This window comes from Stenotrophomonas sp. YJH_SMC_106-19 (assembly GCF_059368375.1).
Window position 1 is genome coordinate 99,833 of sequence record NZ_JCAFRQ010000005.1, and the last position, 13,846, is coordinate 113,678.

The window sequence follows — 13,846 nt, forward strand, 5'->3', positions numbered from 1 at the left end:
CGTGGATCACCCGGGGAACGGCACGGCGTGCAGCAGAGCGGCGACCACGTCGTCGGCACGCTTCTGTTCGGCTTCGGCGGCGAACGACAGCAGCAGGCGGTGGCGCATCACCGGTGCAGCCAGGGCCTGCACGTCCTCGCGGGTGGCGGCGAAGCGGCCCTGCAGCAACGCGCGCGCCTTGGCCGCGAGCACCAGCGATTGCCCGGCGCGTGGTCCCGCACCCCACTTCACCCACTGGTTGATCGCCGCGGGCGCTTCCGGCCCGGGTCGGCTGGCACGCACCAGCCGCGTGATCCAGGCCAGCACATCGGGGCTGACGTGCACCTGGCGCACTGCCGCCTGCAGGGCGATGACCGCAGCGGCGTCCATCACCTTCGGTACCGCCTCGCCGGCACCGCCGGTGGTCTGTTCCAGGATCTGGCGCTCCTCGGCCTCGCTGGGGTAATCGACCAGGACGTGCAGCAGGAAGCGGTCCAGCTGGGCCTCCGGCAGCGGATAGGTACCGGCCTGTTCGATCGGATTCTGCGTGGCCAGCACGAAGAACGGCGCGGGCAGCGCATAGGTGGTGCCGGCATAGCTGACGGTGCGTTCCTGCATGGCTTCCAGCAGCGCGGCCTGGGTCTTGGGCGGCGTGCGGTTGAGCTCATCCGCCAGCAGCAGATTGGTGAAGACCGGCCCCTGCTGGAAGCGGAAATGACGATGGCCGGTGCCGTGGTCTTCCTCCAGCAGCTCGGTACCCAGAATGTCGCTGGGCATCAGGTCCGGCGTGAACTGCACGCGTCGGAACTGCAGCTCCAGCGCCTGCCCCAGCGAACGCACCAGCAGGGTCTTGCCCAGGCCGGGCGCGCCTTCCAGCAGGCAGTGGCCGCCGGCCAGCAGTCCGATCAGCAGCTGCTCGACCACCGTGTGCTGGCCGACCACGGCACGGGCCAGGGCGGCGCGCAGATCGTGCAGGCGCGGCAGCAGGGAATCGAGATCAGGGCGGGTCATGGGGGGCTCTCACTCAATTGTTCAATGCGTACATCACGATGTTGACGCCGAAGCGCGTGTTGTCCTCGGCCAGGAAGCGCTTGTTGCGCCAGTCGTAATCCCACTCGCAGCCATAATCCTTGTTGCTGTACAGCACGCCCAGGCGGCCATCGACCTCGATGCCCTTCAGATAGTCGTGCACCAGATCGTCGCCCCAGCCGTTCAACTCGAAGCTGGTGGCCGGTGGTCCATCGGGGAAGCGGAAGAAGCTGCGGTACAGCGCGTGGCTGTTGGGCAGCTTCTGCAGCGCCCTGGGCCCGAACAGGCGGCCCATCTGCGCCTCGAAGGAGGTTGCGAACAGGCCATCGATGTCATGGTTGCAGTCATCGACGAAGACGAAGCCTCCGTTGCGCACGTAGCGCACGAAGTTCTGCCGCTCGGCCGCGTTGAATTCCACCAGCGTGTGCCCGGCCAGGTAGCAGAAGGGCGCTTCCAGCATGCGTGGGTCGGCCAGTGCCACCACGTGTTCCTGCGGGTCCACGCGCAGCGAGGTGTAGTCGATCAGCGAAGTGATCAGGTTGGACGGCATGCGCGCGTCCACGTCCCAGTCGCCCGAGTCGTACTGCAGGCGGGTGAACCAGAAGTCGTAGCGCGAACTGCGCGGGCCTGCCTGTGCCCAGGCCGGAAGCGCGGCCGCCGAAGCGGCAGCAGCCAACCAGCGCAGGCAGGCCCGGCGATCCATCAGACGGCGTCGGACAACGAGGTGAAGGTGAAATCGCGCAGCTTCATCGGCGGGATCATCATCACGAAGCTCGACTCGTCGCCGGCCACGCGCACCGGCTTGCCCAGCTCTTCGATGTTGTTGAGCATGATCACCGGCGATTCGTTGAAGCGGAAGTTCTTCACCGGGTGCTTGATCTGGCCGTTCTCGATGTAGAAGGTGCCGTCACGGGTCAGGCCGGTCAGCAGCACGGTCTGCGGATCGACCATGCGGATGTACCAGGTGCGGGTGACCAGGATGCCCTTCTGGGTGCCACGCACCAGCTCGGCGGTGCTCTTCTCGCCACCGCTCATCAGCAGGTTGCCCGGCGTGGCCTTGGCGGTCTTGCCCTGCTTCTGCGCCCAGAAGCGCGAGTAGTCCAGGTTGGCCACCTTGCCGTTCTCGATGATGGCCAGGCGCTCGCGCGGCATGCCCTCGTTGTCCCACGGCAGCACCGGCGCTTCCGGGTGCCACGGATCGGCATACATGTTCACGCGTGGGTCGTAGACCTGCTCACCGAGCTTGTTGCCGCCGCCCTTCTTCGACAGGAAGCTGCGGCCTTCGTCGGCCGAGCGCGCACTGAAGAAATTCATCATGAAGCTGATCAGGCCTGCGGCCGCGGCCGGCTCCAGGATGACCGTGTACTTGCCCGGCTCCAGCGCCTTGGCTTCGGCCGATTCGGTGGCCTTGCGCATGGCGATGCGGACATCCTGGTCGGCCTTGAAGTCCGCCGCGTCCTTCAGGTTGCGGCCGACCCAGCCCGATCCGCGGCCGTCCTCGGTACGCACGGTGCAGGTGTAGTCGAAGTTGGTGGTGCGCTGGTAACCGAAGTTGCCGTTGCTGTTGGCAGTGGCGTAGAAGCCCTGGCCATCTTCAAGGAAGCCGGCGGCAATCAGTCCGTTGCCCCGGCAGGGCGCGATCGAATCGGCGGCCACCTTGGCGCGGAACGCCGGATCGATGGCGGCGGTGGACTCGCTGAAGGTCGGGCTCGGCCGGTAGGTCTGCTTGCCGATGGCGGGCATGAACTCCGGGTTCTCCGGTGCCAGGCGGGCCAGATCCTCGGCGCGGCGCACCACGCGTTCCAGTGCGGCGTCGTCGAACTCGTTGATCGAGGCGGTGCCTACGCGCTTGCCGAAGGCCACGGTAACGGCAAGCTCGGTGTTGTCCACGATGCCGCTGGTGGAAACGTTGTTCAGGGCGAAACGAATGTTGCCGGCGATCGATCCCGCCAGCACGGCGGTGCATTCATCGGCCTTGGACAGGGCGATGACCTTGTCGAGGATGGCCTTGGCCTGGGCTTCGGTGAAGATACTCATGGTGTAAGGGCTCCTGACCGGTCAGCCGAGGCTGCGTGCGGTGTTGATGACATTGATGCCGTTGAAGCGTGCGGTCGACGAGCCGTGCGAAACCGCCGAGACCTGGCCCGGCTGGCCCTTGCCGTCGAAGAACGAGCCGCCCAGGCGGTAATCGCGTTCGTCGGCCACGGCGGTGCAGGCGTTCCAGAACTCCGGCGTGCGGATCTGGTAGGCCACGTCCTCCAGCATGCGGGTGATCTGGCCGTTCTTGATCTCGTAGAACAGCTGGCCGCCGAACTGGGCGTTGTAGCGCTGCTGGTCGATCGAGAACGAGCCGTCGCCGATGATGTAGATGCCGTTCTCCACGTCTTTGATCAGGTCCGGCACGCTCAGCGGCGTCTTTCCCGGTGCCATCGACACGTTGGCCATGCGCTGGAACTGCACGCTGGACCACGAGTCGGCATAGCAGCAGCCATCGGATTCGGTCTTGCCGAGGATGTGGGCCTGGTCGCGGATGGTCTGGTAGTCGACCAGCTTGCCGTTGCTGATCAGGTCCCAGCGCTTGCACTTCACGCCTTCATCGTCGTACGCGACCGCGCCGAGGCTGCCCGGCTGGGTCTTGTCGGCGAACACGTTCACCAGCTCGCTGCCGTACTGGAAGCGCTGCTCGCGCTTGTCCAGGGTGGCGAAGCTGGTGCCGGCGTAGTTGGCCTCGTAGCCGAGCACGCGGTCCAGCTCCAGCGGATGGCCGATCGACTCGTGGATGGTCAGCCAGGTGTGCGACGGGTCCAGTACCAGGTCGTACTTGCCCGGCTTCACCGACGGCGCCTTCAGTTTCTCCTGCGCCTGCTTGGCGGCCGCGATGGCGTCCTCCTTCATGTCGTAGGAGGAACTGTAGTTGACCACGCCGTTGGGGCTGACGACCTTGCCGGCGGCGGCGCCGTCCAGATACTCGTAGCCCAGGCCCATCGGCGCAGACAGGCCTTCGCGGGTGCGGAACTTGCCACTGGTCTTGTCGATGGCGGTGACGGTCATCGGCGCCCAGATGCGGTGCACGTCCTGGTCGATGTAGGAGCCATCGGTGGATGCGAAGTACTTCTGTTCATTGACCAGGAACAGCATCGAATTGACGAAGCTGGCACCGGCGCCGATCGCTGCGGCATTGACGTCCAGCAGCAGGTCGACCTTCTCCTTGATCGGCACCTCCATCGCATTCTTGCGGATCGGCGTGCGCCAGCTGACCTCGCCCACGCCGGGCGTGCTGGCCAGCTGCACCGGCGCGCTCTGCACGCCTGCGTTGGCCTTGGCGATGGCCGCAGCCTGCTGGGCGGCCCTGGCCACGTCGGCAGTACCCAATGCGTTGGTGGCGGCGAAGCCCCAGGCACCGTTGACGATCACGCGGATGCCCACACCGGTGGACTCGGTGTTCACCACGTTCTGCACCTTGTCTTCGCGGGTGATCACGAACTGCCGCAGATAGCGGCCGATGCGCACGTCGCAGTAGGTGGCGCCGGCACTGCGGGCGGCCTGCAGGGCAGCGTCGGCCAGGCGCTTCTTCAGCGCGGGGTCAAGGCTGGACTGCAGCTGCTCGGCGGCGATCACTTTGCCGAAGAAGGACGGCACGATCAGGCCGCCCGCGGTAAGCCCGGTCAGGGCCAGGAAGTCACGTCTGTGCAAGGCTGCTCTCCATGAACGATGGGGTGGCTCAAGCGCCGAGACTGCGCGCGGTGTTGATGATGTTGATGCCGTTGAAGCGGGTGGTGGACGAACCGTGCGACACCGCCGAGACCTGGCCCGGCTGGCCCTTGCCGTCGAAGAACGAGCCGCCAAGGCGGAAGTCGCGTTCGTCGCAGATGGCCGTACAGGCGTTCCAGAACTCCGGCGTGCGGATCTGGTAGGCCGCGTCCTCGACCATGCCGGCGATCTTTCCGTCCTTGATCTGGTAGTACAGCTGGCCGCCGAACTGCGCGTTGTAGCGCTGCTGGTCGATGGAATAGGAACCACGGCCGTGGATGTAGATGCCGTTCTCCACGTCCTTGATCATGTCCTCCACGCTCAGTGGCTGCTTGCCCGGCGCCAGTGAGACATTGGCCATGCGCTGGAACTGCACGCTGGACCAGGAATCGGCGTAGCTGCAGCCATGCGACGCATCGCGGCCGAGGATGTGTGCCTCATCGCGCGTGGCCTGGTAATCGACCAGGATGCCGTCGCGGACCAGGTCCCAGCGCAGCGTCTTGACGCCCTCGTCGTCATAGCCGACGGCACCGAGGCTGCCCGGCTGGGTCTTGTCGGCAAAGAAGTTGACGATGTCGCTGCCCCAGCGGAAGCCAGCATCGCGCTTGTCCAGGGTGGCGAAGCTGGTGCCGGCGTAGTTGGCCTCGTAGCCCAGCACGCGGTCCAGCTCCAACGGATGGCCGACGTTCTCGTGGATGGTCAGGAACAGGTTGGAGGGATCCAGTACCAGATCGTACTTGCCGGGCTTCACCGACGGCGCCTTCAGCTTCTCGCGCGCATGCCGCGCCGCTGCGATCGCATCTTCAACCGGATCGTAGGAGTCGCGGTAGGCGGTGATGCCGCCGGGCAGCTGCACCTTGCCGCGCGCGTCGCCATCGAGGAACTCGTAGCCCATGCCCATCGGCGAGGACAGACCGGCGCGGGTGCGGAACTTGCCGGTGGCCTTGTCGATGGCGGTGGCCGTGAAGGGCAGCCAGATGCGATGGATGTCCTGATCGATGAACGAGCCGTCGCTGGAGGCGAAGTACTTCTGTTCGTTGACCAGGAACAGGGTGGAATTGATGTAGTCGGCACCGGCGTTCATCGCCGCCGCATTCAGGCTCAGCAGCAGGTCGACCTTGTCCTGGATCGGCACCGCCATCGCGTTCTTGCGGATCGGGGTCTTCCAGCTCACATCGCCGACGCCGGTGACCGGTGCCAGCTGCACCGGCCGGCTCTGCAGGGGGGCGTTGGCGCGTGCGATGGCGGCGGCCTGCCCGACGGCGGCCAGGACCGCGGCGGGGGTCTGCTCGCGGGTGGCGGCGAAGCCCCATGCACCGTTGACGATGACCCGGATGCCGATGCCGGACGACTCGCTGTTGGTGACGTTCTGCACCCGCGCCTCGCGGGTGATCACGGCCTGGTTGAGGTAGCGGCCGATGCGCACATCGCAGTAGGTCGCCCCGGCCCGCTTGGCAGCGGCCAGCGCGGCCTCGGCCAGCACCTTCCTGCGGGCCATGTCGCCCGGTTCGAGCAGCTGCTCGGCGGCGATCAACCGCGCGTGCGGCAGCAGCAGGCCGGCCATGCCCAGACCGGATAAAGCCAGGAACTCACGTCGTTGCACAGCGCTCTCTCTCACTCGCGTGCGGCCGGCAACGGGCCAAGCCGATCACGTCAACTGCTCGACTTTCGCCAGCGGAGGGCAATCAGCACAAGTGACTGCAGTCATGGGTGGGGCGCGGCAGGGCTTGCCGCCCTGCACCTGCTGGAATCAACGTCAACGTCAAAAGCGGGCATTCCGTGGGATGGCGGGGTGGGTCCGGTTGCGGGGGACGGCGTGAATACGTCCCTGTAGCCTCGGTCGCGCCATCCATGGCGCTCACGCCCCCGCAACCGGACCCACCCCGCCTTCGACAGTTGGCCGGTGGCCAGCAGATCCACGCCATGCGTGGATGAAAGCTGTTGGATATCGAATCAAATTCCGGGGTCAGATCCGTTCTCCTGCGGAAAACGGATCTGACCCCAAGAGTATTTCCGACAGATCGCGGCCAACTGTCGAAGGCGGGGCGCTGTGGGTTTGCGGGGTGTGAGCCGCATGGATGCGGCGACCAAGCCCCCATGGACGGGTTTACGGCGTCCCCGCAAACCCACAGTGCCCCGCCATCCCACGGAATGCCCGCTTTTGACGTTGATGTTGCTTCGGTGGGTGCAGGGCGCAGCCCTGCCGGACACCCTCCCTCGTGCACAATGGCCCGACCCCGTCCGGATGCCGTCCCGATGTCGAGCAAGCCGTATTCAGAAGCCTGCGAACGCAACCGCGAACCGATCGCTGCCGCGCTCGATCCGTGGATGGGCGACCGCCACCGGGTACTGGAGATCGGCAGCGGCACCGGCCAGCACGCCGTGTTCTTCGCCGAACGCTGGCCCTGGCTGCGCTGGCAGCCCAGCGACCACCCGGACCATCTGCCGGGTATCGAGGCGTGGCGCGCCGAGGCGGCACTGCTGAACCTGCTGCCGCCGGTGGCGCTGCAGGTGGAACTGCCACCGGCAGCAGGGCTGCCGGTGCCCGAGGGCAGTCTGTTCGACGCCGCATTCAGTGCCAATACGCTGCACATCATGAGCTGGGAGCACGTGCAGGCGCTGTTTGCCGCGTTGCCGTCGGTGCTGCGACATGGCGCACTGCTGGCGGTGTATGGCCCCTTCAACTACGGCGGCCGCTACACCAGTGACAGCAATGCGCGGTTCGATGAGTGGCTGAAGGCGCGGGATCCGCGCAGCGGCGTCCGCGATGCGGAGGCCGTGCAGGCGCTGGCCGCGGAAAGCGGCTTCACCCGCCTGCGCGATGTGGGGATGCCGGCCAACAACCGCCTGTTGGTGTGGCGGTTGGGCTAGGCAACCGCCGCGGCTGACGGTGGCCGGTGCTCCTCCGGCTCAAGCCACCTGCACGATATGCAGCGCCTTCGGGTTGCGCCACTGCGCCAGCAGCGCAGCTTCCCGCGCCTTGGCGCTCTCCACATGCGCTTCCTTGACGTGGCCGAAGCCGCGGATGTGCTCGGGGATGCTGGCGATCTCCACGGCCAACGCCAGGCGACCGTCATCCAGCCCGTCCAGCAGCAGCTGCACGGTGGCTTCGTAGTCGCCGATCAGCTTGCGCTCCATGCGGCGCTCGGCAGTGCGGCCGAACACATCGAAGGCACCGCCCCGCAGGAACTTCAGCTTCGCCAGCAGGCCGAACGCCTTGAACATCCACGGACCGTACTCCTTCTTCTGCAGCCGGCCCTGTTCATCCTTCTTCGCGAACAGCGGCGGCGCCAGATGGAAGCGCAGCTGGTAGTCACCCTCGAACTGCTGCTGCAGCCGGCGCTGGAAATCACCGCTGGTGTAAAGGCGGGCGACTTCGTATTCGTCCTTGTAGGCCATCAGCTTGAACAGATAGCGGGCCACGGTCTCGGTCAGCGCGGTCGAGCCGCCGATGCGCTCGCGTTCGGCGGCGCGCACGCGTTCGACCACGCTGCGGTAGCGATCGGCGTAGGCGGCGTCCTGGTAGTCGACCAGGAACGCGGCGCGGCGTTCGATCATTTCATCCAGCGAGCGCGACAGGCGCGCGTCGTCCAGCGGCAGGAAGGCAACCTCGCCGCCATGCGAGGGCAGGCCACGCAGTTCGCGTTCGTCGCCGGTGTTGCGTGGCGCAGCGGTGGCACCCCACTCGTTGCCTTCCCACTCGCCCGGTGGCAGCGGATGCAGCGGGCCGGGCGTGGATTCGGTATCGGTATGGCGGTTGCGCACCAGGCCGGCGGCCTCCTGCACGGCCTGCGGATCGATCGCCGCCAGCCGGCCCCAGGCGAAGGCCTGCTGGTTCATCGCCACCGCCGCGCCGTTGAGCTCGATGGCACGCATCAGCGATTCGAACGACAGCGGCACCAGGCCCTGCTGCCAGGCGTAGCCGAGGATGAACAGGTTCGCGGCGATCGCATCGCCCAGCAGCGCCGTGGCCAGCTGGGTGGCATCGAGCAGCAGCGGCTCATCGCCGCCCAGCGCCACGCGCACGCCGGCGATGATGTCGGCCGCCGGGAACTGCATGTCGGGACGGGTGGTGAACGTGCCCGGCATCGCTTCGTAGGTGTTGAGCACGACCTGCGAGCGGCCTGCGCGCACCTTCGACAGTGCCCAGTAATCGTTGACCACCACCATGTCGCAGCCCAGTACGAGGTCGGCCTCACCGGCGGCGATGCGCACGGCGTGGATGTCCTCCGGCCGGCGTGCGATGCGGATGTGGGTGGTCACCGCGCCGCCCTTCTGCGCCAGGCCGGTCTGGTCGAGCACCGTGGCGCCCTTGCCCTCCAGGTGGCCGGCCATGCCCAGCAACGCGCCGATGGTGACCACGCCGGTACCGCCCACGCCGGTGATGAGGATGTTCCAGGGCTGCTCCAGGCTGCCGCGCACCGTCGGCGCCGGCAGGTTGTCCAGCAGGGACGATGCATCGCGCCGGCTGCCCTTTCGCGGCTTCCCGCCATGCACCGTGACGAAACTCGGGCAGAAGCCATTCACGCACGAGTAGTCCTTGTTGCAGTTGGACTGGTCGATCTCGCGCTTGCGCCCGAACTCGGTTTCCTTCGGCAGCACCGATACGCAGAAGCTCTTCTTGCCACAGTCGCCGCAGCCCTCGCAGACCAGCGAGTTGATCATCACGCGCTTGGCCGGATCTTCCAGCTTGCCGCGCTTGCGGCGCCGCCGCTTCTCGGTGGCGCAGGTCTGTTCGTAGATCAGGATCGAGACCCCCTTCACCTCGCGCAGGCGCTTCTGCACCTCGTCCAGCGCGCTGCGGTCGTGGAACTCGACGTCACTGGGGAAATGCTCGCGCTGGCGGGTCCACTTGGCGATGTCGTCGGACAGCACCACGATGGTGTGGATGCCTTCGGCGCGCATCTGCCGGGCGATATCCGGCACGCTGAGCGGGCCATCCACCGGCTGGCCACCGGTCATCGCCACCGCATCGTTGTAGAGGATCTTGTAGGTGATGTTGACGCCGGCCGCGATCGCCTGGCGGATCGCCAGCGAGCCGCTGTGGAAATAGGTGCCGTCGCCCAGATTCTGGAACACGTGCGGGGTATCGGTGAACGGCGCCTGCCCTGCCCAGGTCACGCCTTCGCCACCCATGTGGGTGAACGTGTCGGTGCTGCGGTCCATCCAGGTCACCATGTAATGGCAACCGATGCCGGCCAACGCACGTGAACCGTCCGGCACCGTGGTGGAGGTGTTGTGCGGGCAGCCCGAGCAGTAGTGCGGTACGCGCGGGAAGCTGGCGCGCGGCAACGCGAGCTCGGCCTCCTTCTGCTGCATCCACTGCAGGCGCTGTTCGATCGACTCGTTGTTGAAGAACCGCTGGATGCGCCGGCCGATCACGCCGGCGATGGTGGCCGGGGTCAGCTCGCCGGTGGACGGCAGGATCCATTCACCGGCTTCGTCGTACTTGCCGACGATGGACGGGCGCGGGCCCCAGCCGGCCGGCCAGTTGAAGAACTGCTCCTTCATCTGCCGCTCGATGAAGGCGCGCTTCTCCTCCACCACGATGATGTCGTCCAGGCCCTGCGCGAAGCGGGCGATGCCTTCCGGCTCCAGCGGCCAGGTCATGCCGACCTTGTAGACGCGGATGCCGATGTCGGCGCAGGCGGCCTCGTCCAGGCCCAGGTACTCCAGTGCCTGCAGCACATCCAGGTAGCTCTTGCCGGTGGTGACGATGCCCAGCCGTGCACGCGGCGCGTCCATCACCACCCGGTCGATGCCGTTGGCGCGGGCGAAGGCCTGCGCGGCCTTCACGGCATAGCGGTGCAGGCGCATCTCCTGGTCCAGCGGCGGGTCCGGCCAACGGATGTTGAGGCCGCCGGCCGGCATCGGGAAGTCGTCCGGCAGCACGATGCGACGCGCCAGCGGATCCACGTCGACCGATGCCGACGATTCCACCGTCTCGGCGATGGTCTTGAAGCCGACCCAGCGCCCGGTATACCGGCTCATCGCCCAGCCGAGCAGGCCCATGTCGAGAATGTCCTGCACGCCCGCCGGATTCAGCACCGGCATCATCGCGCTGACGAATTCATCCTCGCTGCCGTGCGGCAGGGTGGAGCTGCGGCAGGCATGGTCATCGGCCGCCAGCGCCAGCACGCCGCCATGACGGGACGTGCCTGCCGCATTGGCGTGCTTGAAGACGTCGCCGCAGCGGTCCACGCCCGGGCCCTTGCCGTACCACATGCCGAACACGCCCTGTACGTTGGCGCCGGGGAACAGGTTGGTCTGCTGGGTGCCCCAGACCATGGTGGCGCCCAGGTCCTCGTTCAGGCCCGGGGTGAACTTCACCCGCGCGGCCTCCAGGTGCGTGCGGGCGCGCCACAGCTCCAGATCGAAGCCGCCCAGGGGGCTGCCGCGGTAGCCGCTGATGAACCCCGCGCTGTCGATGCCTTCGGCGGCATCCCGCAGCCGCTGCATCAGCGGCAGCCGCACCAGCGCCTGCACCCCGCTCAGGTAGATCCGTCCCTCGTTGCGGGTGTACTTGTGATCGAGCGTGTAATCACGGTCGATCAGGTCGGCGGAAGAGGGCGAGGTGAGTTGCGCGGTACTGGTCATGGCTGGCCCGGTCAGGATCGGCTGGCACCGGCCGCGTGCAGGCACGCGACGGGGAAGGCGCGAATTGTAGCAGTGAGGCCGCGCAGGCCCCGGCACTCGCGCCGGCGGCCATGCTGCGGTTAGGATCAGGAGGAGAGAGAGGGGCTGCGGTCGCAGCCCGGGGGAAGAAGGAATGTCAGTGGCAGTAAAGATCCTGACCGGCATCCTGCTGGTCTCGGGGGCGGCCTCCGCGTGGGCGGCGCCGGTATTGCCGGCGCCACAGGAGTTCTATTTCGACAACGATGCCGCGGCTGCGCCGATGGTGGTGGTGCAGCAGTCGCAGGGCGATGCTCTGGTGGCGCAGCTGCTCAAGCAGCGCGAGCGTGGCCGGCGCGTGGTGGAAGCGACCGTGCAGCTGGCCTCGGTGGCGATCGCGCAGGGCCGTACCGAACTTGGCGAGCAGCTGTACCGCGAAGCATTGAAGGATGCCCCGGTGCAGAGCAGCGTCGGTCGCGGCGTACGCTGGAACTATGGTTGGGACCTGCTGCGGCAGGGGCAGCCGGAGGCCGCGCTGGAGCAGTGGCAGGCCGCCGCCGGCAGTACGCTCAGCAAGCCGAGCTGGTTGCCGCCAAGCTACGCGTTGGCACTGTGGCGCCTGGGGCAGAAGGAGCAGGCAGTGCAGTGGTACGCCGCTGCCGTGCGCACCGAACCGTCGCAGTGGAGCGACAGCAGCCGCTACGCGCAGCTGCTGCCGCAGTGGCGCGAGGACGAGCGCGCGTCGCTGGCCGAAGTACAGCAGGCCTGGGCTGCCGCGCCGCCGGCCTGGCCCTGAGGGCAGGTGTGGTGCCGGGGTGCACCCGGCACCTGCAGAGGGCAACAACCTGCGCCGCGGGTGGCAGACCGCTCAGTCGTCCGCAGACACCGTGCGACCGGACGCCCACTCGCGCAACGCCGCCACCTGCTCGGCCATCAGCACCGACAAGGGCCTTGTCGCCCGGATCTCGCCCATCAGCGTTTCGGTATCCAGCGGCCGGTTCTCGGCATGGGCCGCATACAGCCCGGCCACGATGGCCTGCTCGATCTCCGCACCGGAGAACCCGTTGGACGCTGCGGCAAGCGCCGGCAGCGCGAAGTCGTCCGCAGTGAGCTGGCGTCGCCCCAGGTGCAGGCGCAGCAGTTCCACCCGCACCTCGGGCGAGGGCAGGTCGACGAAGAAGATCTCGTCGAAGCGTCCCTTGCGCAGCAGCTCCGCGGGCAGCTCATGCACCTGGTTGGCGGTAGCGACGATGAACACCGGCGCCTTGCGTTCGGCCATCCAGGTCAGCAGGTAGCCAAGCACGCGGCGCGATACCCCACCGTCGTCGCCACCACTGGCCAGGCCCTTCTCGATCTCGTCCATCCACAGCACGCAGGGCGCCAGCTGCTCGGCCGAGGCCAGGGCCTGGCGCAGGTTGGACTCGGTCTCGCCGTGGTACTTGTTGTACAGCGCGCCCACGTCCAGGCGAAGCAGCGGTACGCCGAACCCGGCGGCGGTGGCCTTGGCCAGCATCGACTTGCCGCAGCCCTGCACGCCCAGCAACAGCATGCCGCGCGGCGGATCCAGCCCTGCCGGTGCCGAGCCGGCGATGAAGGCGACACGGCGCTGGTTGATCCAGCGCTTGAGCCGGTTGGCTCCGGCCACGTCGCCGAAGCGCGCGCTGTCATGCTCGAAGAACAGGTGGCCGCTGCGGTTGAGCAGCTCGAACTTCAGCCGCGCCAGCTGCGGCAGGTCGTCGTCGCGCAGCGCACCGTCGGCGTAGATGAGCTGCCGGGCGATGCGCCGGGCGTCGACCAGGCTCAGGCCCTGCAGGTTCTTCAGGATCTTCTTCACCGCCTCGCTGTCGACCTCCACGCGGCGGCCACCGTGCTCGCGTGCATAGGCATCGGCCTCTTCGCGCAGCATCTTCAGCAGCGCATTGGCGTCGGGCAGGCGCGGGTTGAAGCGCACCGCCAGGGCTTCCAGTTCGGCCGGCAGCTCGACCTTGGCGCCGATCAGCACCAGCACATGGGGTTCGCTGTGGCGGCGCTGGATCAGGTCGCGCAGCGCGCGCTGGTGGCTGGCATAGCCCAGATAGGGATGGAAATCGAGCAGCAGGTACACCCCGCGCTGGTCGGCCTGGCGGATCATCTGCAGCGCCGCGCTGGCATCGGGCGGTCCGACCGGCGCATCCTCGCTGTCCAGATCGATGCGGCGCAGGCCCTCGGTGATCGACCAGCGGTGCAGGGCCCGCCATACATGCATCAGTGTCTGCCGGAACAACTCGACGATGCGGCCCTCGTCCTGGGTCTCCACCACGATCAGGGGGGTATTGGCGCGGATCAGCGCGCTCAGGTCCTGCAGTTCGCTCATGCGGGTTCGATCCTTCGGGGGCGTCACCATAGCAAAGCCGATGCCGACAGGTTCAGCGCGGCTCTACCTCCCGTCACCATCGCCGGTGTACGCTCGGGGCACGTACCCGGAAGCGAGGCTGGC

Annotated in this window: 9 protein-coding genes; 2 read left to right on the forward strand and 7 right to left on the reverse strand. The window is 67.4% G+C overall.

Annotated features, from left to right (window positions below; genetic code table 11):
- Positions 1-6: 6 nt before the first annotated feature.
- The 5 genes from AC5P5M_RS14655 to AC5P5M_RS14675 are packed head-to-tail and all read right to left on the reverse strand — an operon-like array spanning position 7 to position 6,361.
- Complete coding sequence (locus AC5P5M_RS14655; protein WP_053515950.1) at positions 7-990, reverse strand: AAA family ATPase; 984 nt, start codon at positions 988-990, stop codon at positions 7-9.
- A 13-nt stretch (positions 991-1,003) separates the two neighbouring features.
- On the reverse strand, positions 1,004-1,711 hold the full coding sequence (locus tag AC5P5M_RS14660) for a DUF4159 domain-containing protein (protein ID WP_065174125.1): 708 nt from the start codon (positions 1,709-1,711) through the stop codon (positions 1,004-1,006).
- Entirely contained in the window at positions 1,711-3,045 is a 1,335-nt protein-coding gene (locus tag AC5P5M_RS14665) for a TldD/PmbA family protein (RefSeq protein WP_053515946.1), read from the reverse strand. Before AC5P5M_RS14665 ends, AC5P5M_RS14660 begins: the two co-directional genes overlap by 1 nt.
- 21 nt (positions 3,046-3,066) lie before the next feature.
- Positions 3,067-4,701 (reverse strand): TldD/PmbA family protein, encoded by a 1,635-nt coding sequence (locus tag AC5P5M_RS14670; RefSeq protein WP_074902370.1) that lies wholly within the window; start codon positions 4,699-4,701, stop codon positions 3,067-3,069.
- 28 nt (positions 4,702-4,729) lie between these two features.
- Positions 4,730-6,361, reverse strand: coding sequence for a TldD/PmbA family protein (locus AC5P5M_RS14675; protein WP_065182083.1), 1,632 nt, complete (start codon positions 6,359-6,361; stop codon positions 4,730-4,732).
- Between the two features lie 653 nt (positions 6,362-7,014).
- Here AC5P5M_RS14675 and AC5P5M_RS14680 point away from each other — a divergent pair.
- Positions 7,015-7,629, forward strand: a complete 615-nt coding sequence (locus AC5P5M_RS14680) for a DUF938 domain-containing protein (protein WP_164152952.1) — start codon at positions 7,015-7,017, stop codon at positions 7,627-7,629.
- A 39-nt stretch (positions 7,630-7,668) separates the two neighbouring features.
- On the opposite strand, the gene AC5P5M_RS14685 is transcribed toward AC5P5M_RS14680, so the two are convergent.
- A complete protein-coding gene (locus AC5P5M_RS14685) occupies positions 7,669-11,355 on the reverse strand; it encodes an indolepyruvate ferredoxin oxidoreductase family protein (protein ID WP_495206079.1) in 3,687 nt (1,228 codons plus the stop codon).
- Positions 11,356-11,527: 172 nt separating this feature from the next.
- Between AC5P5M_RS14685 and AC5P5M_RS14690 the strand changes: the two genes are divergently transcribed.
- Positions 11,528-12,166 (forward strand): tetratricopeptide repeat protein, encoded by a 639-nt coding sequence (locus tag AC5P5M_RS14690; RefSeq protein ID WP_065182080.1) that lies wholly within the window; start codon positions 11,528-11,530, stop codon positions 12,164-12,166.
- Between the two features lie 72 nt (positions 12,167-12,238).
- On the opposite strand, the gene AC5P5M_RS14695 is transcribed toward AC5P5M_RS14690, so the two are convergent.
- Positions 12,239-13,723, reverse strand: a complete 1,485-nt coding sequence (locus AC5P5M_RS14695; protein ID WP_065182079.1) for an AAA family ATPase — start codon at positions 13,721-13,723, stop codon at positions 12,239-12,241.
- Positions 13,724-13,846: the final 123 nt, after the last annotated feature.

Bases quoted from the DNA above. Each gene is read 5' to 3' on its own strand.
- AC5P5M_RS14680 (WP_164152952.1), top strand. From the start codon at position 7,015: ATGTCGAGCAAGCCGTATTCAGAAGCCTGCGAACGCAACCGCGAACCG.
- AC5P5M_RS14690 (WP_065182080.1), top strand. From the start codon at position 11,528: ATGTCAGTGGCAGTAAAGATCCTGACCGGCATCCTGCTGGTCTCGGGG.
- AC5P5M_RS14685 (WP_495206079.1), bottom strand. From the start codon at position 11,355: ATGACCAGTACCGCGCAACTCACCTCGCCCTCTTCCGCCGACCTGATC.
- AC5P5M_RS14695 (WP_065182079.1), bottom strand. From the start codon at position 13,723: ATGAGCGAACTGCAGGACCTGAGCGCGCTGATCCGCGCCAATACCCCC.
- AC5P5M_RS14655 (WP_053515950.1), bottom strand. From the start codon at position 990: ATGACCCGCCCTGATCTCGATTCCCTGCTGCCGCGCCTGCACGATCTG.
- AC5P5M_RS14665 (WP_053515946.1), bottom strand. From the start codon at position 3,045: ATGAGTATCTTCACCGAAGCCCAGGCCAAGGCCATCCTCGACAAGGTC.
- AC5P5M_RS14660 (WP_065174125.1), bottom strand. From the start codon at position 1,711: ATGGATCGCCGGGCCTGCCTGCGCTGGTTGGCTGCTGCCGCTTCGGCG.